The sequence below is a fragment of the Prolinoborus fasciculus genome (assembly GCF_056724605.1).
Genome location: NZ_JBWZQN010000004.1, coordinates 57,887 through 84,849 on the forward strand (window position 1 = coordinate 57,887; position 26,963 = coordinate 84,849).

Sequence of the window (26,963 nt, forward strand, 5' to 3'; positions counted from 1 at the left end):
CTATAAACTTTAAACCGATCCTATGGAGCTAAACATGAAATTCCGTATTGAAAATATGACTTGTGGTGGCTGCGCGCGCAGTGTCACGGCTACGATTAAAGATCTGGATGAAAATGCCACTGTGAATATTGATGTGGCGACTAAGCTAGTTGAAGTTGAATCGACAGTCAGTGAGTCTGAGATTGTGGCAGCTTTAACCGAAGATGGTTTCCCGCCTGTGGCAGCCTGATCGTTGTCGTGTTAGATCACTCTTAATGATCATATGAAATCATACAGCCAAATAAAAAATGCCTGATTGAATCAGGCATTTTTTATTCTAGTGATCATACCGATGAGATTTTATCTGGCGTCATCAGCGCCTGATTAATATACAGCTTAATCAAACGTTCGCGTGATCCAATCGCTTTTTGGTAATTGGTCGAATTTAATAACAGCGAAGCGCCATAGGTGACTGTCCAGATATACGATAAATAATCGCGAATCGACATGGCACTTTCTAAAGCCACCAGATAATCATGGGTGATGTCTTTAATCCGGATAATTCGTTCTTCACGAATACGATAAAGCTCCTGAAATAACTCTTTCAGATTTTTTTCGTTATTGGTTAAACGCTCTTCAATGACATGCAACAGGATGGTTCGGTTTGAATTGAGCATGTGATAGAGCATATATTGTGAAACATAATTTTTAATATCGTTATTATGCTTTTTTGATATTTCTAGAATTCTTTTTTCATTCAGAATAATCAGTTCTAAATATAACTGGTTCTTGCTTTTAAAATGTTTGTAGATGGTTCCTTTTGCGATGTCCAGTTCACTGGCCAGCTCACTCAGGGTAATGTCCTGATTATTATCCAGTAGCAGGCTTTCCGCCATGCTCAGGATCTTCTCTTTACGAAGAAGGAAGTTCTGCTGTCTTACAGTCGTCATCTTCTTGGTCCATACTTTTCGAAAAAGAACCTTTCAAGAATATGCAATTTTGCACGCGATGGCTATAAAACTAAGGTCGTGATATTTATCTCATTTTGTATATTTATGCAGCAACTGCTGACAAATAAAAATAGCGATGCTGAGCAGACAGAAATATTGTCAAGAAAACTGAACCCTAGAGATCAACTTTGCTAAATAAAATTCCATTTTCAGTATAATTATTTTATTGTTTCAGCGCACGAAGCTAGATTCTTTGACTGTTTTAAGCCCATATTCATCAGGGTTTAGTACGGAAAGTAGATCAATATTAAGCTGGCATATTCAGTCACTCATACTGAACATGAAGACGTGATTTTCAATGCAACTTTATGAATCTAGATATAGATTTAACACTGCAGGAATTGGATATCACGATTTTAAAATGGCCTGTCTGGATTCTAATGAAAATTAGAAAATATTTGGCAACAGGATTGAGTATCACCCTTTAAGGAATTTAAAAATGCCGATTTATAATGCGCCGCTAAAAGACATGGAATTTATTTTAAATGACGTATTCCATGCGGAACAATTTTGGCAAGGTAATGAAAATTTTGCACATTTAGATATGGCGACGGCAAATGCAATTCTGGAAGAGATGGCCAAATTTTCCAAGAATGTTATTCTTGACCTGAATCGTCCTGCTGATGAAGAAGGTGGTGCTCAGTTTAAAAACGGTGAGGTGACTACGCCGGCTGGTTTCAAGGAAGCCTTTAAACAGTTTGCAGAAGGTGGCTGGGTAGGCTTGGGTGCTCCTGAAGAATGGGGTGGGCAAAACATGCCGAAAATGCTCACGGTTCTGGCGGATGAAATGATCTGGAGCACCAATCCATCTTTCATGCTTTATCCGCTACTCACTGTGGGTGCAGGTATGGCGATCAATGACCGCGCCTCACAGGAACAGAAAGAAACTTATTTACCAAAATTCTATACGGGTGAATGGTCAGGCACCATGTGTCTGACTGAACCACATTCCGGCACAGATCTTGGCATTATCAAGACCAAAGCTGAACCAAATGAAGATGGTTCGTACAATATTACCGGCACCAAAATTTTTATTACCAGCGGTGAGCATGATCTGAGTGAAAACATCATTCATCTGGTACTGGCGAAAACACCGTATGCACCAGCAGGTTCACGTGGTATTTCATTATTTATTGTGCCGAAATTCCTGGTCAATGCAGATGGATCACTGGGTGAGCGTAATGCAGTATCTGCCGGTTCAATCGAACATAAAATGGGAATTAAAGGCTCGGCGACCTGCGTCATGAACTTTGACGGCGCCAAGGGCTATATGGTTGGCAATGAAAATGAAGGTCTGGCCGGCATGTTCGTGATGATGAACTACGAACGTTTGTCTATGGGAATTCAGGGCATTGGTGCAGCAGAATTTGCCTACCAGAATGCGGCACAATATGCGACGGACCGTTTACAGGGCCGTGCATCAACTGGTGCAAAATCTCCAGAAAAACCAGCCGATTCAATTCTAGTCCATGGCGATGTACGCCGTATGCTGCTCAATGTACGTGCTAACAATGAAGCTTCACGTGCTTTTGCGGTGTATGTCGGTCAACAGCTGGATATCACCAAATACTCAACCGACCCTGAAGCGGTGCGTAAAGCGACTGACCGTGTGGCGCTGTTAACGCCAATCGCCAAAGCTTATTTGACCGACAAGGCACTGGATTCTGCACTGGAAGCGCAAATGTGCTTCGGTGGTCATGGCTATATCCGTGAATGGGGCATGGAACAGTGTATTCGTGACCTGCGTATTTCACAGATTTATGAAGGCACCAATGGCGTGCAGGCGATTGACCTGATTGGGCGTAAAACCACCAAATGTAATGGGACTTATATCGCGGAATATATTGCTGAAATCCGTGAATTTGCCCAAAATTTAGATGATTCATTGACGATTAAAACGGCGACATTAGAAGCCTGCCAACAACTTGAAGATATCACCAAATTCATCGTCGAGCAGTCTAAGCTGAACCCTGATTTTGCCAACGCGATTGCTGTCGATTATTTACATGCGGTTGGTCTGCTCAGTTTTGTCTATATGTATGCGCGGATTAGCAAAGCCGCTGCAGCCAAAGACGACAGCTACTTCCAGAACAAACTGGTACTGGCCAACTATTATGTGGCCAAAATACTTCCGGATTTGAGTGCACGAATCCAACGTATTCAAGCCGGTGCGGAACTGGTGATGCAGTTGCCTGAAGACTATTTTACCGCACAGGCTTAACCCGCAATGATTGCGAAGGACCAGCCCTACAGCGCTTTGGCTATGTAGGGTTGATAACAATGATGAAAAAGGATGAAACTAAAATGATCGTAATTGTAGATGCAGTACGTACCGCGATGGGCGGCTTTCAAGGTTCATTGTCAAGCTGTACCGCGCCAGATTTGGGTGCTGTGGTGATCAAGGAAGCAGTGGCACGTGCAGGATTGGCGGCCAATGATATTGATGAAGTGATCATGGGCTGCGTACTACCAGCCGGTTTAAAACAGGGTCCGGCACGTCAGGCCATGCGTCAGGCAGGTCTACCGGATTCAACTGGTGCGACCACCATCAATAAAATTTGTGGTTCTGGCATGAAAGCCGTGATGCAGGCAGCAGATGCGATCAAGGCCGGTTCAGCAGAGATTGTAGTTGCAGGCGGGATGGAATCCATGTCGAATGCGCCATATTTAATGGACAAGGCACGTGCCGGTTTCCGTATGGGGCATGGAAAAGTCATTGATCACATGTTCCAGGAAGGTCTGGAAGATGCGGAAACCGGTCTGTCGATGGGAATTCTTGCTCAGGAAATGGCGGATAAAAAGGGCTATACCCGTGAGCAGCAGGATGACTATGCAATTGGCTCATTAAATAAAGCGGTCACGGCCGTTCAGCAAGGCTTCTTTAAAGATGAAATCGTGCCAGTCAATGTCAGTAGCCGTAAAGGCGATGTGGTAGTAGAGCAGGATGAACAGCCTTTAAATGCCAAGGTTGACAAAATTCCAACCTTGCGTCCAGCGTTCAAAAAAGACGGCACCATTACTGCGGCAAATGCCAGCTCCATTTCTGATGGTGCTTCGGCACTGGTGATTACCTCGAGTGAAATTGCCGCGCAGCGCAACTTAAAGCCGCTGGCTAATATTGTGGCCTATGCCAGCCATTCGCAGCATCCATCAGAATTTACCATTGCGCCAGTTGGTGCGATTGAAAAAGTCCTGAAAAAAACGGGTTGGGATGCTCAGGATGTCGATCTTTGGGAAATCAATGAAGCTTTTGCCATGGTGACCATGTTGGCCATTGATGGCTTTAAACTTGATCCAGCGAAAGTGAACATTAATGGCGGTGCTTGTGCACTTGGTCATCCACTGGGTTCTTCTGGTTCCCGTATCATTGTGACCCTGATTCATGCTTTAAAACGTACTGGCGGCAAGAAAGGCATTGCATCTTTATGTATCGGTGGTGGGGAAGCGACTGCGATTGCTGTGGAACTGGTTTAAGCCCATCCTAAATCGTATATTTAGGTAGCAAACTCAATACTGATTCATTCAAAAGTTGCTGCTCTTGGTTCGCCAGGAGCAGGGATTCTTTAAATCATATTAATTTTTAAAATACACAATAAAATCAATATTTTCAGACTTTGCTGATCCGATTCCATCTATATTTTTACTATAAAAATTACTTTTTAAATTATTTAAAAACTTTTTCTAGCACATGCCGGTGAATAAATCGTAACTTGTCTTTTACTGCTTCGCTCAGCTTGAACGGGTAGGCATCTTCCAGGCCCATACAACGGTTTAAGGCATTCAGATTAAAGGTCAAGGTGACCCAATTTTCTAGAATGTGTTCAAAATCCTGTCCACCAATCGGGCATTCTTTAAAATCCATACTGGCCAGATAGCTGCCATTTCCTTCGACACGCATACCACCATAGTAGGCAGTTTCCAGTGTTTCCATCATATGCAGATAATGTGCCCAGGTTTCTGCCCAGTCTTCCCAGGGATGGGCGGTGGCATAAGCACTGATATACTTTTCCTGCCAGTTGATTGGTGCGCCTTCGTTATAATGGCGTTCAAGTGCCTTGCTGTAGTCTTGCCGCTCATCGCCAAAATACTGACGGAATTCATCTAGCAATTCCGGATGCATATGTTGCATGAGCGCAAAATAATAATGGCCGCTTTCATGGCGAAAATGACCTAATAAAGTCCGGTAGTTTTCACCCATATTTACACGTGTAGTTTCCCGATAAACTACATCGGCTTCAATTGCATTTAGGGTAATGACCCCATTGGCATGACCAATTAAAACAGGCTTATCTTCTTGGGGCAGGAGAAAATCAAAACGCAGACCAAATGGATCATCTTCAGACTTTTTAGGGCGTGGCATCATGTTCATGCGCTGGGCCAAATACAGGAATCGACGTTTGGCTTCTTCCAGTCGAAACCAGTAAATCAGGTTTTCGGAATTTTCCAAATCAGGAATGACATGGGTCAACTGACAGGATTCACAAAATTCCTCATCTTCATCGCTGGGAATCATCCAGTTGCATACCTGATAATTTACATAATTGTGACAGGGTTTATAACTGACATGCTGGTAGTTTTTGGCGATTGGAACCCATCGCTCAGCACTCTGTTTTTCGAATGCGCATAGCTCTTTTTCCGAAGCGATATAACCGATCGGTGACAGACAGTGATCACAAACTGATTTGTAAAAAAACAGCTGTTGCTTGCAGACGGCACATTCAAAATGTTTCATTAAACTCCCTGTAGGGAAGCGAACGACCTAAAATGTTTATCGATGATGAACACGAAAAAAGGTTCAGAATGCCTACCTAAATTTCTTCCTGATAAAGAAACATCATAAAAATTTCATTGAAAATTCTATATGGATGAATTGTAAATATAGGCTGCTTGATATTAAATGAAACATTAATTGAATCTTTGTTTTAATAAAAAAGTATAGTTAAACAAGCTTTTAAATAAATAAATTTTTAAATAGAGTGAGTTGCCATCTTAAAAACACGGACAAGGCGTATTGAAGGATATTACCAAATATTCCGACCGGTTTTTAAATTTGGGGGAAGTCCATTCAAGAACAGCTAACTTTTAAGAATAAAAAATTTTTAATGTGAGCAAGCTAATAAAGAGGAATTAAAAAAAACATGAAAATTAGAAAAGCCAATCTTCAGGATACTCGTGCCATTGTCGATGTGATTGCACCCTTTGTCGATGCCGTGATCAGTTCGGAAGAAGGTCGCCAGCGCTTTCAGCCTGAGATGATCCAGACCATTTTCGAGCGTCCGGACATTCATTATTTTGTGACAGAAATTGACCATCAGGTGATAGGCGTCGTGGCTTATATGGAACCTGCACACTTCATGCATTTTTTCCTGAACCAAGTCTATCAGGGGCAGGGTTATGGCCGCCGGCAAATGTGGCACTTTTTAGAAAGCGAGATCCGCCGTCAAGGCCATTCAATTATTACGGTAAAATCCAGTCTTTATGCCTTGGATATTTACAAGCGCTTTGGTTTTGTGGAAACAGGACAATATACGGAAGAACATGGAATCCGTTTTATCCCGATGCGAAAGGATTATCGGGATTTTTAAGAGAAAAATAAAATTGTTTTTTCCGCTGGAATCTTTCCAAATTAAGGCAAACTTTCTGCTATCGGCCTGCATCCTATTTTTAATTAGTCAGTCCTTTTGTTAAGGCATAGAATTAATTCACTTTTGTAGTAATAGCGATCAGTAGATGGCATTCAGCTGGATTTTTTTTACTTTAATAGCTGCATTTATGCAGGCTTGGCGTAATGCCTTTCAAAAACAGCTTAGCACCACGGTTGATGTGTGGGGAGTCACCCTGGCACGCTTTATTTTTGGATTGCCATTTGCTGCGCTGTACCTGAGTAGCCTGTATTATTTCAAGCCAGTTGAAAGTGTGGTGCATTTCACCCCGAAATACTGGTTCTACATCCTGATTGCCGGCATCAGCCAGATTCTGGCAACTGCCCTGATGGTGCAGCTGTTTAAACAGAAAAATTATGCAATTGGCGTAGGGCTAGCAAAAAGTGAAGCCATTCTGGCGGCTATTATCGGGGTAATTTTCCTGTCTGATCATTTGTCTGTGCTGGCCTGGCTGGGTGTGCTGATGGGGGGCTATGCAGTTTTCCTGCTAAGTAAAGGTAGTCAGCTGACAGGCTTGTCTACCAAGACTTTAGCGATTGGGATTGGCAGTGGTTTAAGTTTCGCCATTACTTCGTTACTGGTGCGTGAAGCAAGTCTGGAATTACCGATGCTACCCACCATACACCGTGCTTCATGGGTGCTAGTCTCAGTGATCGGTTTTCAGTGTATCAGTATGCTGATCTATCTCAGCCTGTTTAGCCGCCAAACCTTGCAAGCCATGTGGCAACGTCTGGGCTTAACTTTTAAAGTGAGTGTGTGCAGTTTTATAGCATCACTCGGCTGGTTTACTGCCATGAGCATGATGAGTGTGCCGGTCGTGAAAACTTTGGGACAAATTGAGATTCTATTTAGTATGCTGATTTCTGCATATTTCTTTAAAGATAAACTGGCACGTACCGAGCATTGGGGTCTGGGCTTAGTAGTGATTGCAGCGATTTTAGTGATCTGGGCCTGATGTAGAACCAGTTTTTTAAATCTAAGCATAAAAAAGCCACTGATCAACAGTGGCTTTTTCTTTGCATTTATTGTTTAAGCAGCAATAAATTTCTGAACCGCCTGATTAAAGGCTTCTGGTTGTTCCATATTGGAAATGTGCGAAGCATTGATTTCAAACAACTGGCTTTGTGCAATTTCAGCTTGCATGGCTTGTCCATCTGCAACTGTCGTCACTGGATCTTGCTGACCGGCCACAATCAGTACCGGCACTGATATCGTTTTGATCTGTTCACGTAAATCCGCCTTAGCCAAAGCTTCGCAACAACTTGCATAACCTTCCGGGCTGCCAGCTCCAAGGTCGTTTGAAAGTTCTGCAACTGTCGCTGCGTTGCTTTGGACAAAGGGATCGGTAAACCAGCGTGATGCTGCAGTCGATGCAATCGGAGCCAGACCTTGTTCACGCACCAGCGCGGCACGTTCCAGCCAGGCTTGTTCCTGACCAATCTTGGCAGCCGTATTGCAGATAATCACGTGGCTAAAACGTTCAGGTTTGTTAACCGCTAACCATTGACCGGTTAAACCGCCCATAGAAATGCCACAGAAAGCGGCCTTCTGGATGTTCAGGTGATCCAGCAAATTGACCACATCCTGACCTAACTGTTCAAGGCTATATGGACCTTGTGGTGCAGAGGAAGACCCATGACCACGCGTGTCATAACAGATGACAAAATAGTCCTGCTGGAAAAATTCAATTTGTGGCTGCCACATGCTGAATTTGGTGCCCAATGAGTTAGAAAAAACCAGAGCCGGATTCTTTGCATCACCAAAGGTCTGGTAATTGATCTGGGCATCTTTGGATGTAAAAGTTGGCATTGAAATCCCTCCCGACCTCCCTTTAAAAAAGGGAGGAGGTTTATCTTTTTAATAGGTTGTTAGACGCGTTCAATAATCAAAGCGATGCCTTGACCAACACCAATACACATTGAACAAAGACCGTATTTACCACCAGTGTGTTCCAGCTGGTTCAATGCAGTTGTCACTAAACGCGCGCCAGATGCACCCAGTGGATGACCCAAGGCAATTGCACCGCCGTTTGGATTGACTTTCTCTGAACCGTCTTCGATACCCAAGTCACGGGTACATGCCAACGCTTGAGCAGCAAAGGCTTCATTCAACTCGATCACATCCATCTGCTCTAAAGTCAGACCGGTTTGCGCCAATAGTTTCTTGATGGCAGGTGCTGGACCAAAGCCCATGATGCGTGGTTCAACACCAACGACGGTTGAACCAATAATTTTGGCACGTGGTTTTAAGCCATGTTGAGCAATTGCTTCATCAGACGCGATCAACAGGGCAGCTGCACCATCGTTAATCCCTGAAGCATTACCAGCCGTTACCGTACCATCTGCTTTGACCACGGGTTTCAGTTTTGCCAGAGCTTCTGCAGTGGTAGAGGCACGTGGATGTTCATCTGTATCGACAACCACCGGCTCGCCTTTACGCTGCGGAATCACCACAGGAATGATTTCATTTTTATAGAAACCTTTGGCCTGCGCTGCTGCGGTACGTTGCTGGCTGGTCAGGGCAAACTGATCCTGGTCTGCACGGTTGATGTTGAACTGCTCCGCCAGATTTTCAGCGGTTTGCGGCATGGTTTCCACACCGTACATTTCTTTCAGTTTCGGGTTGATGAAACGCCAGCCCATGGTGGTGTCTTCAATCTTTTGGCTACGGCCATACGCCGTTTCTGACTTGCCCATCACGAATGGGGCGCGTGACATGCTTTCTACACCACCAGCAATAATCAGATTCGCTTCACCGGCTTTAATCGCACGTGCTGCCATTGCGATGGCATCCATCGATGAACCACACAGGCGGTTCACGGTCGTCGCTGGCACCTGATAAGGTAAGCCTGCAAGCAGAGAAGACATACGACCGACGTTACGGTTGTCTTCACCGGCCTGATTGGCACAGCCATAGATCACGTCATCGACCTGTTCCCAGTTCACACTTGGATTGCGCTCCATCAACGCTTTAATTGGCAGCGCACCTAAGTCATCTGCACGGACAGGCGCGAGGCCACCGGCATAACGACCGAATGGAGTACGGATGGCATCGATAATATATGCGTTTTTCATTGTGTATTTGCTCACATATTTAAAAGAAGAAAACTCCTCCCTTTTTAAAGGGAGGTTGGGAGGGATTTAATGAAGTAGTTTTATTCCTCAAATCCTCCCTAAGTCCCTCCTTTAATAAAGGAGGGACTTCCCCTTAATTTGATTGAGTCGCATCAATCAGTTTGGCACCAGTCAATGACTGCAATTCTTCAAATGACAGACCTTCGACTTTTTCAATCACTTTCATCCCTTCAGGCGTGACATCAATCACGCATAGGTCGGTATAGATACGGTCGACACATTTCAGGCCTGTAGCCGGATAAGACAGTTCAGCCACAATTTTTGGCTCACCTTTTTTGGTCACATGATCTGTGGTAATAAAGACTTTCTTGGCACCCACAGCCAGATCCATCGCACCGCCGACTGCTGGAATTGCATCTGGAGCACCAGTATGCCAGTTGGCCAGATCACCATTTTCAGCGACCTGAAACGCGCCTAATACGGCGATGTCTAAATGACCGCCACGCATCATCGCGAATGAATCACCATGATGGAAGAAACAACCGCCTTCAAGTAAGGTCACGAATTCTTTGCCAGCATTGATCAGTTCAGGATCACGGTCTTCTTCAGCGGGAGGAGGACCGAACGCCAACAGACCATTTTCGGAATGCAGGAAGACGTCTTTATCGCTTGGCAGGTAGCTGGAAATCTTGGTCGGTAAACCGATACCCAGGTTCACATAAGCACCATCAGGAATGTCTTGTGCCACACGTTCAGCGATCTGGTCACGGGTCAGTTTGCTATAGCTCATTATTTATCTCCGATGCCAATTATTGTGCAGGTTTAACTTGAACAACGTGTTGAACAAAAATTCCCGGGGTGATGATGTGCTCTGGATCGAGTACGCCCAGCTCAACCACTTCTGATACCTGAGCAATGGTCACATCTGCTGCCATCGCCATAATCGGGCCGAAGTTACGCGCAGATTTTCGATAGACCAGATTGCCCCAACGATCGCCTTTAGAAGCTTTAATCAAGGCAAAGTCAGCTTTAATCGGATTTTCTAAAACGTAGTCTTTACCTTCGTAGTTCATGGTCGGTTTGCCTTCAGCCAGCAAGGTACCAAAACCGGTAGGCGTGTAGATTGGACCTAAACCCATACCAGCCGCCTGAATACGGCAAGCCAGATTACCTTGTGGTACCAGTTCCAGTTCAATTTTTCCAGCACGATACAACTCGTCAAATACCCAGGAATCAGACTGACGCGGGAAAGAGCAAATGATTTTACGAACAGCACCCGCTTTAAGCAGTTTCGCCAGACCATAGTCGCCATTACCGGCATTGTTGTTAACAATAATCAGGTCTTTAATACCCAATTCGATCAGACCATCAATCAGTTCAGCAGGCTGACCCGCTGTACCGAAACCACCGATCATAATGGTAGAACCGTCCTTGATCTGGGAGAGTGCTTCTTTCAATGATAATGAACTTTTATCTATCATAATCTGGTCCTTACATATCCTAAACTGATGGATGTCTTTAAACTCGTTTTGAATCTGATGCTGTAACCGGAACTGCGTTACGGTTTTTCTGTGACAGCAGAAAATGTGCGACTAAGCCAATGCAAATTCCCCAAAAGACTGAACTCAGTCCCAAGAAATGCATGCCGGAAGCAGTCGCTAAAAAGGTAATCAGTGCTGCATCACGTTGTGATTCTTTGCCCATGGCCACGGAAATGTTGGTAGCAATCGCACCCAGTAATGCCAGTCCTGCCAAAGCCGCAATCAACTCTTTGGGCATCAGGCTAAACAGCATGACAATGCTGCCGGCAAATAAGCCGCCTAAAATATAAAAAAGCCCATTGGCCACGCCGGCGATATAACGCTTTTCTTTCAGCTCGTGTGCGTCTTTGCCTAAACACAATGCAGCTGTGATCGAGGCCAATACGATGGTAATACCACCTACACAGGCCACTGCAAGCGAGGCAATACTGGTTGCGCTTATGATTGGCTTAGCGGGCATGTCATAACCACTGAGTTTGATAATCGCCATTCCCGGTAAAAACTGGCCAGACAGGCTGACCAGAATGAGCGGGAGGGCCAGATTCAGGGTTGAACTCCAGGTCCATTCCGGTGCAATAAATTGCGGAATCGCCAGACTGAAATCTGCCGTGACCGGGTTAATCTTGCCCAGCAGCATGCTTAAAACCACACCGGCAATCAGCACCCAGACCATGGCATAGCGTGGACTGAAACGCTTGGCCAGCAAAAATACCGCCAGCATGCCAAAGACGATATAGGGCATGGTATCGGTCGCGGTGAACAGCCCTAAACCAAACTGCAGTAAAATCCCTGCCATCATCCCGGCAGCCACTTCCTGGGGAATCCAGGACAGCAACTTGTCGAAATAACCGGTAATCCCAATGAAAAAAATCACCACGGCAGAGGTGATATAGGCAGCAACCGCTTCATTGAGCGAAATGTCGGGAAACAGCGTGACTAATAAAGCCGTTCCGGGCGCAGACCAGGCGGTGACGACAGGTATTTTGTATTTAATTGATAAAAAGATACCTGCGAGCGCAGCACCAATAGAAATTCCCCAAATCCATGAAATCATCATGTCCGGGGAAACTTGGGCTTGCTGCGACGCCTGGAAAAAAATGATCAGTGGCCCCGAATAGGAGATCAGGACTGCTAAAAATCCTGCAACAGTGGCTGAAATGGACCAATCATTTTTTAATGTCTGAAACAGGGTGTTCATTGGTGATGTGCCTCCTTGCGTCGAACCATGAGCCTGTTAAAAATCGTGATGATCAGGATTAGCCCTGATCACCACCACCGACCGGTACTACTGTACCTGTCATATAAGATGATTCATCCGAAGCCAAGAATACAATTGCATTCACTTGCTCCTGAATCGTACCGTAGCGTCCCATGAAAGTACGGTCAATGGTCTGATCAACCACTTGCTGCATCCATTGTTTTTCAGATTCAGTCAGTGGATTGGCATTGCGCGGTACTTTACGTGGTGGTGCTTCAGTACCACCTGTCGCGATTGCATTGACACGGATTCCGTCTTTAGCATGTTCAAAGGCAAGGGAAGCGGTCAGGCCGTTCACACCACCTTTCGATGCCGAATATGGCACACGGTTAATGCCGCGTGTCGCAATAGAAGATACGTTTACAATGGTACCTTTCTGATTTTTAATCATTTCCGGAAGTACTGCACGGCAGCACCACAGCGTCGGGAACAATGAACGGTTCACTTCCTTGATAATTTCCTCTTCAGAAAATTCTTCGAAAGGTTTCATCCAGATCGCGCCACCCACGTTGTTGATTAACGCATCGACACGGCCATAGGTTTCTAGGGCTTTTTCAACGACTGACTGGGCACCAGCAAACGTTTCCAGATTGGCTTTCACGGTAATCGCATCACCGCCAGTCGCTTCAATTTCAGCCAGAACTTCTTCCACATAAGGGGAAAGGTCAGCCATGACGACTTGAGCACCTTCGCTCGCCACTTGCAGCGCGACACCACGACCGATGCCTTGCGCGGCACCGGTCACGATTACGACTTTATTTTCAAATCTTTGACGATTAGACATTGAACAAATTCCCTCTATTAGTTGGCAGAGAATTTTTCAAACAGGAAGCTTGCAGGTTTTACGCCTTCAGCATCCAGCCAGCCGCGAACCGCTTCAACCATTGGTACAGGGCCACACAGGTAGACATCTACATCACCGCCATTTAGCCATTCGTTTTCGATATGACCGGTTACATAGCCTTTACGCTCATGTGCAGATTCCGGGTTAGCAACCACTGTGCGGTATTCGAACCATGGGAATTTGTCTTGCAGTTCGTTCAGTTTTTCAATCGCTACCAAGTCGAAATCATTGGTCACACCAAATACTAAACGCACTGGATGTTCTGAACCTTTTTCTTCCAGTACTTGTAGCATTGACATGAATGGTGCAATACCTGTACCACCCGCCAGCATCAAGACAGGACGGGTCACAGGGCGCAGGTAGAAGCTACCAAATGGACCAGTAAAGGTCATTTTGTCGCCAGCTTGGGCATTTTTGCTCAAGAATTCACTCATTTTCCCATTCGGTACATTACGTACTACGAAACCAGTCAGACGATTACCCGGTTTTGAGCTGAATGAATAAGAACGGGTCTCTGTGGTGCCTGGAATTCCGACATTGACATATTGACCTGCTAGGAAGTGAATGTCTGGTTGACCTTCATCTAACTGGATATCAAAAGTAATGGTTGAATCAGACAGGTTTTCGACACGAGCCAGCGTACCCTTGAATTCATGAATTTCAGTTTTGCAAACTTCTGAAGAGGCCTGAATCTGGAACACTGCATCTGAAGTCGGTTTACATTGACAAGCCAGAATATAGCCTTCAGCGGCTTCTTCAGGTGTTAGTGCATCTTCAATATAGGTTTCTTCAGGCATGTCAAATGAACCTGATTCACAAAACGCACGACACGTTCCACAAGCACCATCACGGCAGTCCAAAGGAATATTGATCTTTTGACGGTAAGCTGCGTCTGACAGGGTTTCTCCGTCAGAAACAGAAATAAAACGTGTAACGCCATCTTCAAATTGAAGTGCAACATTGTGGTTTGACATGGCTGAATATCCTATATAAATCTTTGTAACTGAGCCTTTCAGCCAATTTTCCATCTGACCGAAAGGCATAACCTGGCTGTATAAACAGTCTTAGAGGTGATAAATGTCGATAACCTGGTTGATGTAATCGTTTTTCAGTACCACATATTTGCTTAAAATCTGCGGTTTATCGCCTGAGAAATCAATTTCATAACGAGACATACCGAAGTAGCTGTAACTTGTTTTGTAACGGAAGCTCAAAGTATTCCAGTTAAAACGTACAGTCACTTTGTCGCCATCACGTTCAACAATTTCAATATTGCTAAGGTTATGGCAGGTACGTGTATCCGGCATGGTTGCAGATGAACGTTCAGTCTTGATCCGGAACACGCGATCTTCTAAACCTTGACGGTCTGGATAGTAAATCAACGAGATTTCAGACTGCGGATCTGTGGTCAGCTTGTCATCATCATCCCAAGCTGGCATCCAGAAAGATGCAGTAGGAGCATAACAAGTTAACCAGTCATCCCATTGTTCATCATCTAAAAAGCGGGCTTCTTGATACAGGAACTGAGCAATATTTTCTAAAGTGATGTCGCTCATGCGTTTTCTCCTTCAGTTGATGCTGCAATTTCTTTCTCAGTCGCAATACCTTTTTTGATCAATTCTAACCAGTACTGGTGCTGAGACAGGTATAGACCTTCATCTTCAGTTTTAATACCAGACAGTTTTGGTTTTAAACCGATTTCGTTGGCTGCATCGTCCGGGCCTTGGATCCAGTGTTTAGAACCGCGACACATATCGTTCCACTCAAGCGCGATACCGGCATAACCCGCCTGACAAGCACGGAATTCTTCCAGGTCATCCGGAGTTGCCATACCTGAAGCGTTAAAGAAGTCTTCGTACTGACGGATACGACGGGTACGCGCTTCTGGCTCTTCGCCTACAGGTGCGATACAGTAGATCGTCACTTCAGTCTTATCGACAGAAATCGGGCGTAGGACACGGATTTGTGAACCGAACTGATCCATGAAGTAAACGTTTGGATAGATACACAGGTTACGTGAACGTTCGATCATCCACTTCGCCATGGCTTCGCCATATTGCGCAGTGTATTCATCTTTCTTGGCAAAGTTAGGACGGTCTTCCGGGTTAGCCCATTGAGTCCAAAGCAGCATATGACCGTGTTCAAAGCCGTAAGAACCACCGCCTTGTTTGCCCCATGCGCCTGCGCTCATGGCACGGATGTTGTCACCCGCCTGTTTTTCTTTACGTTGCTGAGTGGTTGCAGCATAGTTCCAATGTACAGCAGACACGTGATAACCATCAGCACCGTTTTCAGCAGTCAACTTCCAGTTACCTTCATAGGTATAAGTCGAAGAACCACGTAAAACTTCCAGACCTTGTTCAGACTGATCCACGATCATGTCAATGATTTTGGTCGCTTCACCCAGGTATTCTTCCAGAGCAGGGACATCCGGATTCAAGCTGCCGAACAGGAAACCTTTATAGCTTTCAAAACGCGCAACCTTTTTCAGGTCATGTGAACCGTCTTTGTTAAAGCAGTCTGAATAACCCGCTTCAGCCGGATCTTTAACTTTTAATAACTTGCCGGAGTTATTGAACGTCCAGCCATGGAATGGGCAAGTATAAGTTGCTTTATTGCCTTTCTTGTTACGGCATAATTGTGCACCGCGATGCGAACAGGCATTGATCATTGCATTCAGTTCACCTTGACGGTTACGCGCAATGATGATCGGCTGACGACCCATATAGGTAGTATAGAAGTCGTTATTGTTTGGAATCTGGCTTTCATGTGCTAGATAAACCCAGTTGCCTTCAAAGATGTATTTCATCTCAAGGTCAAACAGGGCCTGGTCTGTAAATACTGAACGGTGTAGTTTAAATTCACCAGATTCATAATCATCAACCAGTAATTCGTCAATGCGGTCTAAATGGCTGGTGTTAATTACGGGAATACGAGGCATGTCCTTTCTCCGACTTTCCAAGGGGGAAGTCAGCGGGATATATCTCAAGGCATATCCCGCTTCTTAATGTATTAAGCGCTAGCGCGGCGACGATCAACTTCAGTAGAAGGTGCGTCTTGTTTCTCTTTCACGAGTTCAATATCAAATTGAATGTGTTTGAAAGGACCGTTTAGACTACGTTTTGCAATTTCAGCTTCATCAGTCACGTCAACCGCAGTTGCAACCAAGCCTTCACGAGTAGCGAATGCAAAGTCATCCCACAGGTATTGGTCGCCTTCAATATTGAATTGAGTAGTCAGCTTGCGGTAACCCGGTGCAGATACGAAGTAATGTACGTGCGATGGACGGTTACCGTGACGGCCTAGTTTGTCCAGTACAAACTGAGTTGTACCTTCTGGAGGGCAGCCATAACCCACTGGCATTGTAGTCAATGCAGTATATTGACCATCGGCAGCGGTAATGATGCTGCGACGCAAGTTAAAGTCAGACTGTGACTTGTCAAAGAATGAGTAGTTGCCCAGGCTGTTTGCATGCCAGATTTCAACTTTGGCACCTTCAACACGGTTGCCGTCAGTATCCGTCACTGTACCTTCAATGATTAAAGTCGGGATTTTGCCTTCTTCAGAACCATCATCCATACGCGCAAAGCTTACAGTTTCAGGTGCGCCAGCGACATAAAGTGGACCTTCAATCGTACGTGGCGTACCGCCAGTAATGCCTGCTTTAGCATCCGCTTCATCAGCACGTAAGTCTAGGTAATGCTCCAGACCCAAACCTGCAGCCAATAAACCTAATTCGTTCGCTTGACCGGCATCAGTAAAGTATTCCAGACCTTTCCACAGTTCTGACTGAGAAATATCAAGATCTTCGATAGCCTGGAAAAGGTCGCCCAATAAACGCACAACAACTTGTTGTACACGTTCATCTACAGGACCTGTCGCTGTATCAACGTTCATTTGCTTAACTAATGCATCAATTTCTTGGCGATTCATACTATTGCTCCTAAAGTATGTCTTTCATCTTTTAGTGGCGCACTTTTTTAGCTTTCATTGGCTGGCTAAATCTGGCTGGCCACAATCCTTGTTGAGGTACCCTCTGTTTTCGATTCGGAAGGGGAATCCGGTGACTCCCAATCCGCTCATTTAATCAACTGTCGTCATCTCGAACTGAAGATGGGTGACGGTTTAATGCCATTACTTCAATATTCATATAAGGATAGAGAGGCAAGCCTTGTAGCAGGTTGTGCAACTCTTCATTGCTTTCAACATCAAAAATACTGATATTTGAGTACTGGCCCGTGATGCGCCAGATATGACGCCATTTGCCTTGACGCTGCAATTCCTGTGAATAAGCCTTTTCAACAGCCTTAATTTCGTTTGCCTGTTCAACTGGCAGATCACGTGGAATGTTTACATCCATACGTACGTGGAAAAGCATGGGTTTCTCCTAATTACTGACGACGCAAGTTGTCAATCTTGTTTTCATCCAACTCAATCCCCAGACCTGGTCCTTTCGGAATCTCAAGTTCAAAGTTTTGATAGTTGAGTGGGGTTTTCAAAATATCTTCAGTCAGCAGTAGAGGACCAAACAGCTCGGTACCGAACGCCAGACTTTCAAAAGTAGAGAACACATGTGCCGAAGCAATTGTGCCCACCGGGCCTTCCAGCATGGTGCCGCCATACAGGTCAATACCTGCAAGTTTGGCAATCTTGCCTACTTCACAGCCTTCAATCAGGCCACCTGACTGGGCAACTTTGACCGCAAACACAGAAGAACCGTTTTGTTTGGCAATCTCATACGCTGAGTGCGGGCCCATTAACGATTCGTCTGCCATGATGGCAACATCAAAACGTCGGGTCAGACGGCGCATGGCATCCAGGTTATCAATTGCACATGGCTGTTCAATCAGATCAACACCGCCATCTTGCAATAACTGAATGCCTTTAATCGCTTCCAGTTCTGACCAGGCACGGTTCACATCCACACGGATCGAAACGTCTTTGCCTAAGGCTTTCTTAATTGCCAGAACATGTTCGACATCTTCTTCTACCGGACGCGAACCGATTTTGAGTTTGAAAATGTTGTGACGTTTTGCCGCAACCATTTTCTCTGCTTCTGCAATATCTTTTTCGGTATTGCCAGAAGCCAATACCCAAAGAACTGGAATACTGTCACGTAAGCGGCCACCGAGGACTTCGCTTAATGGCAAACCTAAACGTTGTGCCTGAATGTCTAAAAGTGCAGTCTGAATCGCACATTTAGCAAAACGGTTACCATTAATATTCTTTTTGATTGCTTGTAATGTCTGTGCAACATTTAAACCGGATAATGTTTTTAAAAGAGGCGCAAAATAAGTTTCAATATTAACTTTTACGCTTTCCGGGCTTTCATCACCATAACCTAAGCCACCGATAGTTGTTGCTTCACCCCAACCGATGTAACCATCTTCATTGGTGATTTTGACCAATACCAGGGTCTGGGTTTGCATCGTCGCCACTGCCATCTTGTGAGGGCGAATGGTTGGGATTTCTACCAGCAAGGTTTCAACTGACTTATACATAATACGGGTTCACATTCTTGCTTTAATGCTTTGACTTGATATACCTTAAAAGAATAATGTTGATTGGTCTAAGATCGATTTAGCATTTTTTTATACTTTAAAGGTATTCAGAGACATGGAACTCAGACATTTGCGTTACTTCGTTGCCGTCGTCGAAGAACAAAGTTTTACCAAAGCGGCAGAAAAACTGTTTATTGCTCAACCACCTTTGAGCCGACAGATCCAAAATCTAGAGCAAGAGCTCGATATTCAGCTATTTGAGCGTGGTAGCCGCCCGCTAAAAACCACTGAAGCCGGTCAATTTTTCTATCAGCATGCTGTTAAACTTTTGTCTAATGCTGAAGAAATAAAATCGATGACCAAGCGGATTGGCATCGCGGATCGCACTATTAGCATTGGTTTTGTCGGATCTTTATTATTCGGTTTACTATCGCGTATTGTGTTTCTATTTAAGCAGCAGCATCCTTATCTCAAAATCGAGATGATGGAAATGAATACCTATGAACAGATTCAGGCGCTGAAAGAAGGAAGAATTGATGTCGGTTTCGGCCGTTTAAGAATTTCGGATCCTGCGATAAAACGCGTGTTATTGCGTGAAGAACGCCTAGTGGTGGCAGCTCATTCAAGTCATGTACTGGGTCATCGTGAAAATATACATTTATCTGAACTGGTCGATCAGCATCTGTTCTTATATCCGAATACTGGAAAGGCAAATTTCTCTACCCAGGTTCGTGGCATATTTTCTGAGTATGGTCTTGAACCGAAAAATATCCGGATTGTCCGTGAGTTACAGCTGGCACTGGGCTTTGTCGCTGCCGGAGAAGGCGTCTGCATCGTACCGGAAAGCGCACAAAACATTAAATTAGCCCATCTCAACTTTGTACCTCTAGCAGATGCTTTTGCAGTGAGTCCTGTCTTTATGGCGATGCGCAATATGGATGAAAGCGAATACATTCGTTACCTGTTTGATGCTGTGTATCAAGTCTATGATCTTGAAGCGCTAAAATACGATCGATCGGTATTTTAATCGCTAAAAATCGTGTGAATGATATAGCACCAAAAACCGATGAGGACGTGATAAAAACAACCTGTTTTAGAAAACATAATGATTGAGTAATATATTTATTAATTAATTGAATATTTTAATTTGACCCAGACCTTATAGGTATAAAGCCATGCCTATTCAGTTTTAGACATTTTTTCCTATTTTCTGCATTGTGAGCAGCATAAGTTGAACTTCACAATCTGGAGGTGGAGATGTCTACAAATAAAGTAAATATAAATACGCTGATTGACGAGGCAAAGTTTACGCCCTTTCATTGGGGAGTATTGATCTGGTGTTTGCTGATCATTATTTTTGACGGTTATGACCTGGTGATCTATGGGGTGGCGTTGCCGCTGCTGATGCAAGAATGGTCGCTAAGTGCGGTGCAAGCGGGAATGCTGGCCAGTACTGCCTTATTCGGGATGATGTTTGGTGCCATGAGTTTCGGCACTTTGTCCGATAAACTCGGCCGTAAAAAGACCATCATGATCTGTGTGGCTATTTTTAGTGGGTTTACCTTTATCGGTGCCTTTGCCACATCACCAGTCGAATTCGGGATTTTACGTTTCCTGGCTGGTCTTGGAATTGGCGGTGTCATGCCTAACGTCGTGGCATTGATGACCGAATATGCCCCTAAACGCATCCGCAGCACGCTGGTTGCCCTGATGTTTAGTGGTTATGCCATTGGCGGGATGACTTCTGCGCTACTCGGTGCATGGTTGGTACCTCAATTTGGCTGGAAAATCATGTTCCTGCTTGCCGGTATTCCATTGCTCATCTTGCCGATTCTATGGAAATATTTACCAGAATCCCTGATGTACCTGACCAACAAGCAACAGACGGCTCAAGCACATACTATTATTCAGAAAATTTCTCCGACACAGGTCATTACCAGTGACACCCAGTTTGTACTGAATGAAGTGCAAAAAGGGGATGAAGCACCATTAAAAGCACTGTTTCAACAAGGCCGTAGCTTCAGTACCTTTATGTTCTGGCTGGCATTCTTTATGTGCCTGTTAATGGTCTATGCACTGGGTAGCTGGTTGCCAAAACTCATGATTCAGGCAGGTTACTCGCTGGGTGCAAGTATGATCTTCCTGTTCGCGCTGAATATTGGTGGAATGGTGGGTGCCATTGGTGGTGGGTATCTCGCAGATAAATTCCATATCAAAAAAGTGCTGACTATCATGTTCTTATGCGGTGCCATTGCATTGATTCTGCTTGGCTTTAACAGTCCGCAATTCGTGCTGTATACCTTGATTGCTGTGGCAGGTGCTGCAACGATTGGCTCACAAATTCTGCTCTATACCTTCGTGGCGCAGTATTATCCATCGACGGTACGTTCTACCGGTATGGGTTGGGCATCAGGTATTGGACGTATTGGTGCGATTGTTGGGCCGGTACTCACTGGTGCTTTATTAACCATGAATTTACCGCATCAAATGAACTTCTTTGCAATTGCGATTCCTGGCGTAATCGCTGCGCTGGCAATTTTCCTGGTGAACTTAAAAACTTCCGTAGATGGCCAAGCCCTTGCAACACCTGATGTGAAGCCGAATCCATTGGCAAAAGAAGCGACACATTAAGTTAGATTTCAATCAATAAAGATAATATTCCCAATGATATAGATCGCCATCGTAACGGGTGGTGATCTGTTGCTAGAATCGAAACGCATAATAAAAAGCGAGTTTAGGATGAACACGACACAATTATTTAATCAACCAACAATCACATTCAAACGCACAGTTCTGATGAGCATGATGGCAATGAGTTTAGGGGGCATCAGCTTATCGACTCAAGCACAAACCTCCACTCAGTCGAATCAGCAGGAAATTGAACAACTGCGCCAGGAAGTTCAGGCCTTACGCGCACTGGTTGAACAACAGCAAAGACAGACGGCTGTGGTCACTGCACATGTTGCAGCAACACCCGCTCCAGCAAGCAAACCTGTCATGAAAATTGCCAGTGGTGCCGAATTTAATCTTTACGGAAATGTCCGAGCCGATGCCTCTTATCAGGTAGAGGGAACCAGTCGAGATTTGCCATACAACCATATTAATGCTGTGGCATTAGAAGGAAATAATGAAAATAGTGATCGTTTAAGATCAACACTTTCTGCTACCCGCTTAGGAATGGACTTCAAAGCACCTGTCGGCGCTGGGGACAAAGCCCTGAGTGGTAAAGTTGAAGTAGACTTTCTGGGCGGTGCAAGCTTTGATAATTTACGTATCCGCCATGCTTATATCAGCTATGCCAACTGGTTAATTGGTCAAACCTGGTCAAACTTTGCGGTACCAGATTATATTCCAGAAACTGTAGATGCACTGGTTTATGCTGGCGGTTCAATTAAACGGACTCCACAAGTTCGTCATACCAGCACCTTCAGCCCGGCTACCAATCTGGTACTGGCGGTAGAAGATCCAAAAGATGGTTCTATTAAGCAGCGTCTACCTGCTTTAACAGCACGGTTAAATCATAAATTTGCTGATAATCTTACCGTTAGTGCGCGTGCCATGGGCCAGGAAAAACGTATCAATGAAGATGAAGAAATGGCGTGGGGTGTGGGTCTGGGAACAAAATATGAAGTTGTACCGGGTACCACTTTAAAAGCGGATTATTATCATGTTAAAGGCGATAGCAGCTTTGTTTCTTTTGCCAATACAGGTGTTGTTGCAGCAGGTGGAAATCTTTACCAAAGTGAATTTGACTCGATTACAGTAGGTATTACCCAGCAGTTTAATGACAAATTGCGCGGTACATTAGGTTATGGTTATATGAATTTTGACCAAGATAATGGCTATCTTACTGCCGTGAATACAAGTACAGTTAACAAAGATCTGTGGCAGGCTTGGGCAAACGTTTTCTATAGCCCAACCAAACCTTTAAGTTTCGGTCTGGAATATATTTATGGTGAACGCGAAGCATATGGGCCTGCATTAAATATTGATGGTGACGTAATTAGTGGTCGTACAGGTGAAGACAACCGAATCAATGCGGTTGCGATTTACAACTTCTAAGACTTCTTTCAATGAGAGAGTCTGATCTGTAACAGAAGCGTGGATGAATTAATCCGCGCTTTTGCTATTTTGAAGAATGGTTTCTGTCAGCAGATTGACTGCATTTTCAATATTGGCTGTCCATTCAAACGAACAATTCAGCCGAATATAATGTTGGCTGGTAGGCTCAGGCTTAAACAGCAGTGCAGGGGCAACTGAAATATGTTGTTGAAGCAATTGTTCATAGAGCTGCTGGGCATCAACTTCTTTAGGAAACTCAATCCAAAGAAAATAACCGCTGGAATAATAGTAAATTTCACAGATGCTTCCCAAACTTGCTTTGAGTTCCTGATAAAATTTCTTTTTATATTTTTCCAGATGCTGCCTTAAATGCCGCAAATGTTTTTCATAATGATGATGTGAAATAAATTCGACCAGCGCATTTTGAAGTAAGGGACTGACTGTTAAAGTGCTCATGAGCTGTAAGTGCTGAATGGCATCGGAAAATGGGCCGGCATACACCCAACCGACGCGTGCACCCATCCCCAGCGTTTTCGAAAATGAGGCGCAGTGCAAAACCATCTGATGCCGATCAAAATATTTAACGGGTAGCGGTTTGGATGAACCATAATTTAATTCCTGATAAACATCATCTTCGATTAAATACACCTGATATTCATACAAGAGTTCCGCAATTCTTTGTTTGATTTCAGAACTGACGGTAAAGCCAATCGGATTATGGGCATTCAGCATCAGCCAGCACACCTTGATCGGATACTGTTTTAAAGCCTGTTCAAATGATTCCAGATCAAAGCCAAACTGTGGATGTTCCGGAATCGTAATCACCTGTAATCCCAGACGCTCGGCTGCCTGCCAGGCACCATAAAATATGGTTTGCTGTAGCAGAATAAAATCACCGGGTTGGGTTAAGGCCTGTAAAGACAGATTCAATGCTTCTAGTGCGCCAGATGTAATGACAATGTCATCCAGATTGCATTTAATCCCTTGTAATTGATAACGATTAGCAATCAGTTGCCTCAAGTCCTGATTCCCGGGCGGCATGTGATTCTGATTGTTATAACTGCTTTTTCTTTTGGCCTGCTGCGCCAGAATCTGCATAAATTTGGCGTTATATAACAGCTCTGCATTGGGAAAGGCAGAACCAAAAGGCACAATTTCGGCTGACTGAGTCGATTTTAAATAATTAAATACCACCGAGTTGATTTGAATTTTAGGATTTAAACCAATCTGTACGAACTGTTTGCTATTGAGCAGTGCTTGAGTGTGTTCTGCAACGTAATAGCCCGATTTGTCTTTGGCATAGACTAGACCTTGTGCTTCAAGTTCCTGATAAGCATTGAGTACCGTCATCAGGCTATAACCAGATAATTGGGTCTGTTCGCGAAGTGAAGGCAATTTTTCATGTGCCTTCCATACGCCATTTTCAATCATCTGACGGATATTCTGTGCCAGTTTTTCAGACTTATACATACACTTTCTTGAACTATAACTGTTCTAATTATTTTGATTTATAGCATATTTTAAGATGCTTAATATAACAAAAGGGAGGACTAGGCTTATTGTCATTCTATTTTTAAGCTTGAGTCTTGATACACGACAATTAAAGTGAAAATCCGGTTTCAGATTTTCTGTGGAAATTTTATCTCTACATAAATTGTATTCCCATTTTTATACGCCTCAGTCACTTGGCTTAATTTGTCACAATTCGATACTTACAAAGTTAGATTTCCTTGCTAAATTCGGTCCACATGATGATAAAAAGTAAGTGACGGTCTAAGACCGAGCCATCATGCAACTATAACAACGATACGAAAATACGGACCAATAACAAGCGCAAAGGAGTGGAGAATGCTCGGAAATATGATGTTTCAGCCTTTACTGATCAGCAGCATGATTGAACATGCAGGACGCTATCATGCCGATACCGAGGTAATTTCCAAAAATACCGATACCAGTATTACAGTGACCAATTGGGGAGAAATTCATCAAAACTCGAAACGTTTTGCCAATGCATTACAACAACTCGGCTTGGCGCAGGGAGATCGGGTCGCGACTATTGCCTGGAATAATCATCGCCATTTAGAGTCCTGGTATGCCATTTCTGGCAGCGGCTTGGTCTGTCATACCATTAATCCTCGCTTATTTCCGGAACAGCTGATTTTTATTATTAATGATGCTGCGGATCGCGTGGTGCTGTTCGATAAAACATTTGTCCCTTTAATTAAAGCCGTGAAAGCGCTGTTGACCTCAGTCGAGCATTTTATCTGTCTGGATGCGGTTGATCCGGCAGTTAGAGAAGCGATTCCAGAAGTACAATTTTATGATGATCTGATTGCCGGGCAAAATACAGAATTTGAGTGGCCAACACTTGATGAAAACTCGGCAAGCTCTTTATGTTATACCTCGGGAACTACGGGCAATCCCAAAGGTGTACTGTTTAGCCATCGTTCTACGGTATTACATAGCTATGCCATCATTTTACCTGACTCCTTAAATGTCTCAGCTGCCGATATTATGTTGCCTGTGGTGCCTATGTTCCATGTAAATGCGTGGGGCACGCCGTATGCCGCTGCGATGGTGGGATGCACTCTGGTCCTTCCTGGACCGGGTCTGGATGGCGCCAGTCTGGTCAACCTGATTGATACTTATCAGGTTTCGGTAGCACTTGGCGTACCGACCATCTGGCAAGGTTTGATTGCCGCCGCAAACCAGTCAGGCTCCAAACTGGAAAGCCTAAAACGAAATGTAGTGGGTGGATCGGCATGCCCACCGGCCATGTTAAGAGCTTTCAAAGAACAGTTTAATTGTGAAACGATCCATGCCTGGGGCATGACAGAAATCAGTCCACTGGGTACGGCAAATCAGCTCAAGACCAAACATTTACATCTGTCTGATGAAGAAAAATTACAGATTCGGCTGTCCCAAGGTCGTCCACCATTCGGGGTTGACCTACGTTTGACTGATGCAGAAAAAGGGACGCATGAAATTGAACGTGATGGACAGACCACAGGAAATTTACAGGTCAAAGGGCATTGGGTCATCAGCCATTATTTCGGCAAGGAAGAATCAGCACTAACTGCAGATGGCTGGTTTGATACCGGCGATATTGCTACGCTGGATCAGGATGGTTTTATGAAACTCAGTGACCGTTCTAAAGATTTAATCAAGTCTGGCGGAGAATGGATTTCATCGGTGGAACTGGAGAATATTGCCATGGGACATCCGGAAATTGCGATGGCTGCCGTAATTGCCGCCCAACATCCTAAATGGGATGAGCGCCCGGTATTGATTGCCATTAAAAAGCCGGACAGCCAGCTAAGTGAGATTGATCTGCTGGAATATTATGCAGACAAGGTAGCCAAATGGCAGATTCCAGACCGAGTCGTATTTGTTGATGCGATTCCACTCAGTGGTACTGGTAAAATGCTGAAAAAAGATCTGCGTGAATTATATGGGACTATTCTTTTGGAGCAGGCAGCAGGTTAAAGCGTCATTTAATCTGAAAATTCCTACATGAAGTCAAAAAACTGATCTCGAATAGAGATCAGTTTTTTTATGTACAGGCTAAGCAGCGTTGTCTGTTTAAAAATGCTTTTTCTCAATCCATATCGCCTTGATCGATACTTTTAGATGATATTGTCCGACAAAAAGTCATATTATATGGCTTAGGCACATAATTTGACCTGTATTGACATGGTCTGAATGTGAGAATTCTTTATCCTGAGCAATATAATAATTAGACAGTTGTACATTAATAAACCTGAGTTCGATGAAATATTTTAGCTTTTTAGCAAGTTTTGGAAAGTTGGCTTATTTGGATTTAAGCAATAAGCCACTATAGCAGCCATAATATTCACCATAAAGTTATTCACCGAACGATGACGTGAATGGTCAATTTGATGTAAGTTTTTTAACTGATCATTCACTGTTTCGATCAATCCTCTTCTGCAAAGCAATTGTTTTTCTTCTTCAGTTTGGATGGGTTTATTTTTCATATTCTTGCGTGACGGGGTTAATAGTCTGAGCCCCCT

Annotated in this window: 25 protein-coding genes; 9 read left to right on the plus strand and 16 right to left on the minus strand. The window is 44.3% G+C overall.

Going from position 1 to position 26,963, the window contains the following annotated elements; translation table 11 throughout:
* The first annotated feature begins 34 nt into the window (after window positions 1-34).
* Window positions 35-229, plus strand: a complete 195-nt coding sequence (locus AC1P5O_RS01585; RefSeq protein ID WP_005100179.1) for a heavy-metal-associated domain-containing protein — start codon at window positions 35-37, stop codon at window positions 227-229.
* A 94-nt stretch (window positions 230-323) separates the two neighbouring features.
* Here the strand turns inward: AC1P5O_RS01585 and AC1P5O_RS01590 are convergent, their stop codons facing one another.
* Window positions 324-929 (minus strand): TetR/AcrR family transcriptional regulator, encoded by a 606-nt coding sequence (locus AC1P5O_RS01590; RefSeq protein WP_004280405.1) that lies wholly within the window; start codon window positions 927-929, stop codon window positions 324-326.
* 499 nt (window positions 930-1,428) lie between these two features.
* Here AC1P5O_RS01590 and AC1P5O_RS01595 point away from each other — a divergent pair, with 499 nt between their 5' ends.
* Both AC1P5O_RS01595 and AC1P5O_RS01600 read left to right on the plus strand, forming a co-directional pair.
* Window positions 1,429-3,210 (plus strand): acyl-CoA dehydrogenase C-terminal domain-containing protein, encoded by a 1,782-nt coding sequence (locus AC1P5O_RS01595; RefSeq protein WP_168386890.1) that lies wholly within the window; start codon window positions 1,429-1,431, stop codon window positions 3,208-3,210.
* 83 nt (window positions 3,211-3,293) lie between these two features.
* On the plus strand, window positions 3,294-4,463 hold the full coding sequence (locus tag AC1P5O_RS01600; RefSeq protein WP_148334759.1) for a thiolase family protein: 1,170 nt from the start codon (window positions 3,294-3,296) through the stop codon (window positions 4,461-4,463).
* A 190-nt stretch (window positions 4,464-4,653) separates the two neighbouring features.
* On the opposite strand, the gene AC1P5O_RS01605 is transcribed toward AC1P5O_RS01600, so the two are convergent.
* On the minus strand, window positions 4,654-5,721 hold the full coding sequence (locus AC1P5O_RS01605; protein WP_148334758.1) for a zinc-binding metallopeptidase family protein: 1,068 nt from the start codon (window positions 5,719-5,721) through the stop codon (window positions 4,654-4,656).
* Window positions 5,722-6,127: 406 nt separating this feature from the next.
* On the opposite strand from AC1P5O_RS01605, the gene AC1P5O_RS01610 reads away from it, so the two are divergent.
* A complete protein-coding gene (locus tag AC1P5O_RS01610) occupies window positions 6,128-6,574 on the plus strand; it encodes a GNAT family N-acetyltransferase (protein WP_148334757.1) in 447 nt (148 codons plus the stop codon).
* Window positions 6,575-6,719: 145 nt separating this feature from the next.
* Window positions 6,720-7,607, plus strand: a complete 888-nt coding sequence (locus AC1P5O_RS01615; RefSeq protein WP_348942050.1) for a DMT family transporter — start codon at window positions 6,720-6,722, stop codon at window positions 7,605-7,607.
* Between the two features lie 74 nt (window positions 7,608-7,681).
* Here AC1P5O_RS01615 and pcaD read toward each other — a convergent pair whose 3' ends face one another.
* The 12 genes from pcaD to AC1P5O_RS01675 all read right to left on the minus strand — a co-directional run bounded on the left by pcaD (window position 7,682) and on the right by AC1P5O_RS01675 (window position 18,870).
* Window positions 7,682-8,461 carry a 3-oxoadipate enol-lactonase gene (gene pcaD, locus AC1P5O_RS01620; protein ID WP_153566396.1) on the minus strand — a complete coding sequence of 260 codons (780 nt, stop codon included), beginning with the start codon at window positions 8,459-8,461 and terminating at the stop codon, window positions 7,682-7,684.
* A 59-nt stretch (window positions 8,462-8,520) separates the two neighbouring features.
* A complete protein-coding gene (pcaF, locus tag AC1P5O_RS01625; protein WP_153566397.1) occupies window positions 8,521-9,726 on the minus strand; it encodes a 3-oxoadipyl-CoA thiolase in 1,206 nt (401 codons plus the stop codon).
* 133 nt (window positions 9,727-9,859) lie between these two features.
* On the minus strand, window positions 9,860-10,516 hold the full coding sequence (locus AC1P5O_RS01630) for a 3-oxoacid CoA-transferase subunit B (RefSeq protein ID WP_153566398.1): 657 nt from the start codon (window positions 10,514-10,516) through the stop codon (window positions 9,860-9,862).
* A 19-nt stretch (window positions 10,517-10,535) separates the two neighbouring features.
* Entirely contained in the window at window positions 10,536-11,207 is a 672-nt protein-coding gene (locus AC1P5O_RS01635) for a 3-oxoacid CoA-transferase subunit A (RefSeq protein ID WP_153566399.1), read from the minus strand.
* Window positions 11,208-11,244: 37 nt separating this feature from the next.
* A complete protein-coding gene (gene benE / locus AC1P5O_RS01640; RefSeq protein WP_305157790.1) occupies window positions 11,245-12,465 on the minus strand; it encodes a benzoate/H(+) symporter BenE in 1,221 nt (406 codons plus the stop codon).
* A gap of 58 nt (window positions 12,466-12,523) precedes the next feature.
* Entirely contained in the window at window positions 12,524-13,309 is a 786-nt protein-coding gene (benD, locus tag AC1P5O_RS01645) for a benzoate diol dehydrogenase BenD (protein ID WP_071320741.1), read from the minus strand.
* Window positions 13,310-13,326: 17 nt separating this feature from the next.
* The gene (gene benC / locus AC1P5O_RS01650; RefSeq protein ID WP_153566401.1) at window positions 13,327-14,343 is read right to left on the minus strand and encodes a benzoate 1,2-dioxygenase electron transfer component BenC; all 1,017 of its coding nucleotides are present in this window, start codon (window positions 14,341-14,343) and stop codon (window positions 13,327-13,329) included.
* Window positions 14,344-14,433: 90 nt separating this feature from the next.
* Window positions 14,434-14,925: a benzoate 1,2-dioxygenase small subunit gene (benB, locus tag AC1P5O_RS01655; protein ID WP_005096959.1), complete on the minus strand. Its 492-nt coding sequence runs from the start codon at window positions 14,923-14,925 to the stop codon at window positions 14,434-14,436.
* Window positions 14,922-16,310 carry a benzoate 1,2-dioxygenase large subunit gene (gene benA / locus AC1P5O_RS01660; RefSeq protein ID WP_153566402.1) on the minus strand — a complete coding sequence of 463 codons (1,389 nt, stop codon included), beginning with the start codon at window positions 16,308-16,310 and terminating at the stop codon, window positions 14,922-14,924. The genes benB and benA overlap by 4 nt, the downstream gene beginning before the upstream one ends.
* Window positions 16,311-16,381: 71 nt before the next feature.
* Window positions 16,382-17,302 carry a catechol 1,2-dioxygenase gene (gene catA, locus AC1P5O_RS01665; RefSeq protein ID WP_153566403.1) on the minus strand — a complete coding sequence of 307 codons (921 nt, stop codon included), beginning with the start codon at window positions 17,300-17,302 and terminating at the stop codon, window positions 16,382-16,384.
* Window positions 17,303-17,456: 154 nt separating this feature from the next.
* A complete protein-coding gene (gene catC / locus AC1P5O_RS01670; protein ID WP_004647036.1) occupies window positions 17,457-17,747 on the minus strand; it encodes a muconolactone Delta-isomerase in 291 nt (96 codons plus the stop codon).
* A 13-nt stretch (window positions 17,748-17,760) separates the two neighbouring features.
* A complete protein-coding gene (locus tag AC1P5O_RS01675) occupies window positions 17,761-18,870 on the minus strand; it encodes a muconate/chloromuconate family cycloisomerase (protein ID WP_005246249.1) in 1,110 nt (369 codons plus the stop codon).
* Between the two features lie 115 nt (window positions 18,871-18,985).
* Between AC1P5O_RS01675 and AC1P5O_RS01680 the strand changes: the two genes are divergently transcribed.
* The 3 genes from AC1P5O_RS01680 (at window position 18,986) to AC1P5O_RS01690 (ending at window position 22,932) form a co-directional block, all read left to right on the plus strand.
* Window positions 18,986-19,897 carry a LysR family transcriptional regulator gene (locus tag AC1P5O_RS01680; protein WP_168386886.1) on the plus strand — a complete coding sequence of 304 codons (912 nt, stop codon included), beginning with the start codon at window positions 18,986-18,988 and terminating at the stop codon, window positions 19,895-19,897.
* 230 nt (window positions 19,898-20,127) lie between these two features.
* Window positions 20,128-21,501, plus strand: a complete 1,374-nt coding sequence (locus AC1P5O_RS01685) for an MFS transporter (protein WP_039902227.1) — start codon at window positions 20,128-20,130, stop codon at window positions 21,499-21,501.
* 108 nt (window positions 21,502-21,609) lie between these two features.
* On the plus strand, window positions 21,610-22,932 hold the full coding sequence (locus AC1P5O_RS01690; protein ID WP_039902226.1) for a DcaP family trimeric outer membrane transporter: 1,323 nt from the start codon (window positions 21,610-21,612) through the stop codon (window positions 22,930-22,932).
* 48 nt (window positions 22,933-22,980) lie between these two features.
* Here the strand turns inward: AC1P5O_RS01690 and AC1P5O_RS01695 are convergent, their stop codons facing one another.
* On the minus strand, window positions 22,981-24,402 hold the full coding sequence (locus AC1P5O_RS01695) for an aminotransferase-like domain-containing protein (protein ID WP_004280396.1): 1,422 nt from the start codon (window positions 24,400-24,402) through the stop codon (window positions 22,981-22,983).
* A gap of 378 nt (window positions 24,403-24,780) precedes the next feature.
* Here AC1P5O_RS01695 and AC1P5O_RS01700 point away from each other — a divergent pair, with 378 nt between their 5' ends.
* A complete protein-coding gene (locus tag AC1P5O_RS01700) occupies window positions 24,781-26,418 on the plus strand; it encodes a long-chain-fatty-acid--CoA ligase (RefSeq protein WP_305157774.1) in 1,638 nt (545 codons plus the stop codon).
* Between the two features lie 293 nt (window positions 26,419-26,711).
* Here AC1P5O_RS01700 and AC1P5O_RS01705 read toward each other — a convergent pair.
* On the minus strand, window positions 26,712-26,963 hold a 252-nt coding region (locus tag AC1P5O_RS01705), incomplete at its 5' end, for a transposase (RefSeq protein WP_499005529.1).

Bases quoted from the DNA above. Each gene is read 5' to 3' on its own strand.
- benA (WP_153566402.1), bottom strand. From the start codon at position 16,310: ATGCCTCGTATTCCCGTAATTAACACCAGCCATTTAGACCGCATTGAC.
- AC1P5O_RS01615 (WP_348942050.1), top strand. From the start codon at position 6,720: ATGGCATTCAGCTGGATTTTTTTTACTTTAATAGCTGCATTTATGCAG.
- benD (WP_071320741.1), bottom strand. From the start codon at position 13,309: ATGTCTAATCGTCAAAGATTTGAAAATAAAGTCGTAATCGTGACCGGT.
- AC1P5O_RS01675 (WP_005246249.1), bottom strand. From the start codon at position 18,870: ATGTATAAGTCAGTTGAAACCTTGCTGGTAGAAATCCCAACCATTCGC.
- AC1P5O_RS01600 (WP_148334759.1), top strand. From the start codon at position 3,294: ATGATCGTAATTGTAGATGCAGTACGTACCGCGATGGGCGGCTTTCAA.
- benB (WP_005096959.1), bottom strand. From the start codon at position 14,925: ATGAGCGACATCACTTTAGAAAATATTGCTCAGTTCCTGTATCAAGAA.
- AC1P5O_RS01680 (WP_168386886.1), top strand. From the start codon at position 18,986: ATGGAACTCAGACATTTGCGTTACTTCGTTGCCGTCGTCGAAGAACAA.
- pcaF (WP_153566397.1), bottom strand. From the start codon at position 9,726: ATGAAAAACGCATATATTATCGATGCCATCCGTACTCCATTCGGTCGT.
- benC (WP_153566401.1), bottom strand. From the start codon at position 14,343: ATGTCAAACCACAATGTTGCACTTCAATTTGAAGATGGCGTTACACGT.
- AC1P5O_RS01700 (WP_305157774.1), top strand. From the start codon at position 24,781: ATGCTCGGAAATATGATGTTTCAGCCTTTACTGATCAGCAGCATGATT.
- AC1P5O_RS01690 (WP_039902226.1), top strand. From the start codon at position 21,610: ATGAACACGACACAATTATTTAATCAACCAACAATCACATTCAAACGC.
- AC1P5O_RS01695 (WP_004280396.1), bottom strand. From the start codon at position 24,402: ATGTATAAGTCTGAAAAACTGGCACAGAATATCCGTCAGATGATTGAA.
- AC1P5O_RS01605 (WP_148334758.1), bottom strand. From the start codon at position 5,721: ATGAAACATTTTGAATGTGCCGTCTGCAAGCAACAGCTGTTTTTTTAC.
- AC1P5O_RS01585 (WP_005100179.1), top strand. From the start codon at position 35: ATGAAATTCCGTATTGAAAATATGACTTGTGGTGGCTGCGCGCGCAGT.
- AC1P5O_RS01590 (WP_004280405.1), bottom strand. From the start codon at position 929: ATGACGACTGTAAGACAGCAGAACTTCCTTCTTCGTAAAGAGAAGATC.
- catC (WP_004647036.1), bottom strand. From the start codon at position 17,747: ATGCTTTTCCACGTACGTATGGATGTAAACATTCCACGTGATCTGCCA.
- AC1P5O_RS01635 (WP_153566399.1), bottom strand. From the start codon at position 11,207: ATGATAGATAAAAGTTCATTATCATTGAAAGAAGCACTCTCCCAGATC.
- AC1P5O_RS01630 (WP_153566398.1), bottom strand. From the start codon at position 10,516: ATGAGCTATAGCAAACTGACCCGTGACCAGATCGCTGAACGTGTGGCA.
- benE (WP_305157790.1), bottom strand. From the start codon at position 12,465: ATGAACACCCTGTTTCAGACATTAAAAAATGATTGGTCCATTTCAGCC.
- AC1P5O_RS01610 (WP_148334757.1), top strand. From the start codon at position 6,128: ATGAAAATTAGAAAAGCCAATCTTCAGGATACTCGTGCCATTGTCGAT.
- AC1P5O_RS01685 (WP_039902227.1), top strand. From the start codon at position 20,128: ATGTCTACAAATAAAGTAAATATAAATACGCTGATTGACGAGGCAAAG.
- AC1P5O_RS01595 (WP_168386890.1), top strand. From the start codon at position 1,429: ATGCCGATTTATAATGCGCCGCTAAAAGACATGGAATTTATTTTAAAT.
- pcaD (WP_153566396.1), bottom strand. From the start codon at position 8,461: ATGCCAACTTTTACATCCAAAGATGCCCAGATCAATTACCAGACCTTT.
- catA (WP_153566403.1), bottom strand. From the start codon at position 17,302: ATGAATCGCCAAGAAATTGATGCATTAGTTAAGCAAATGAACGTTGAT.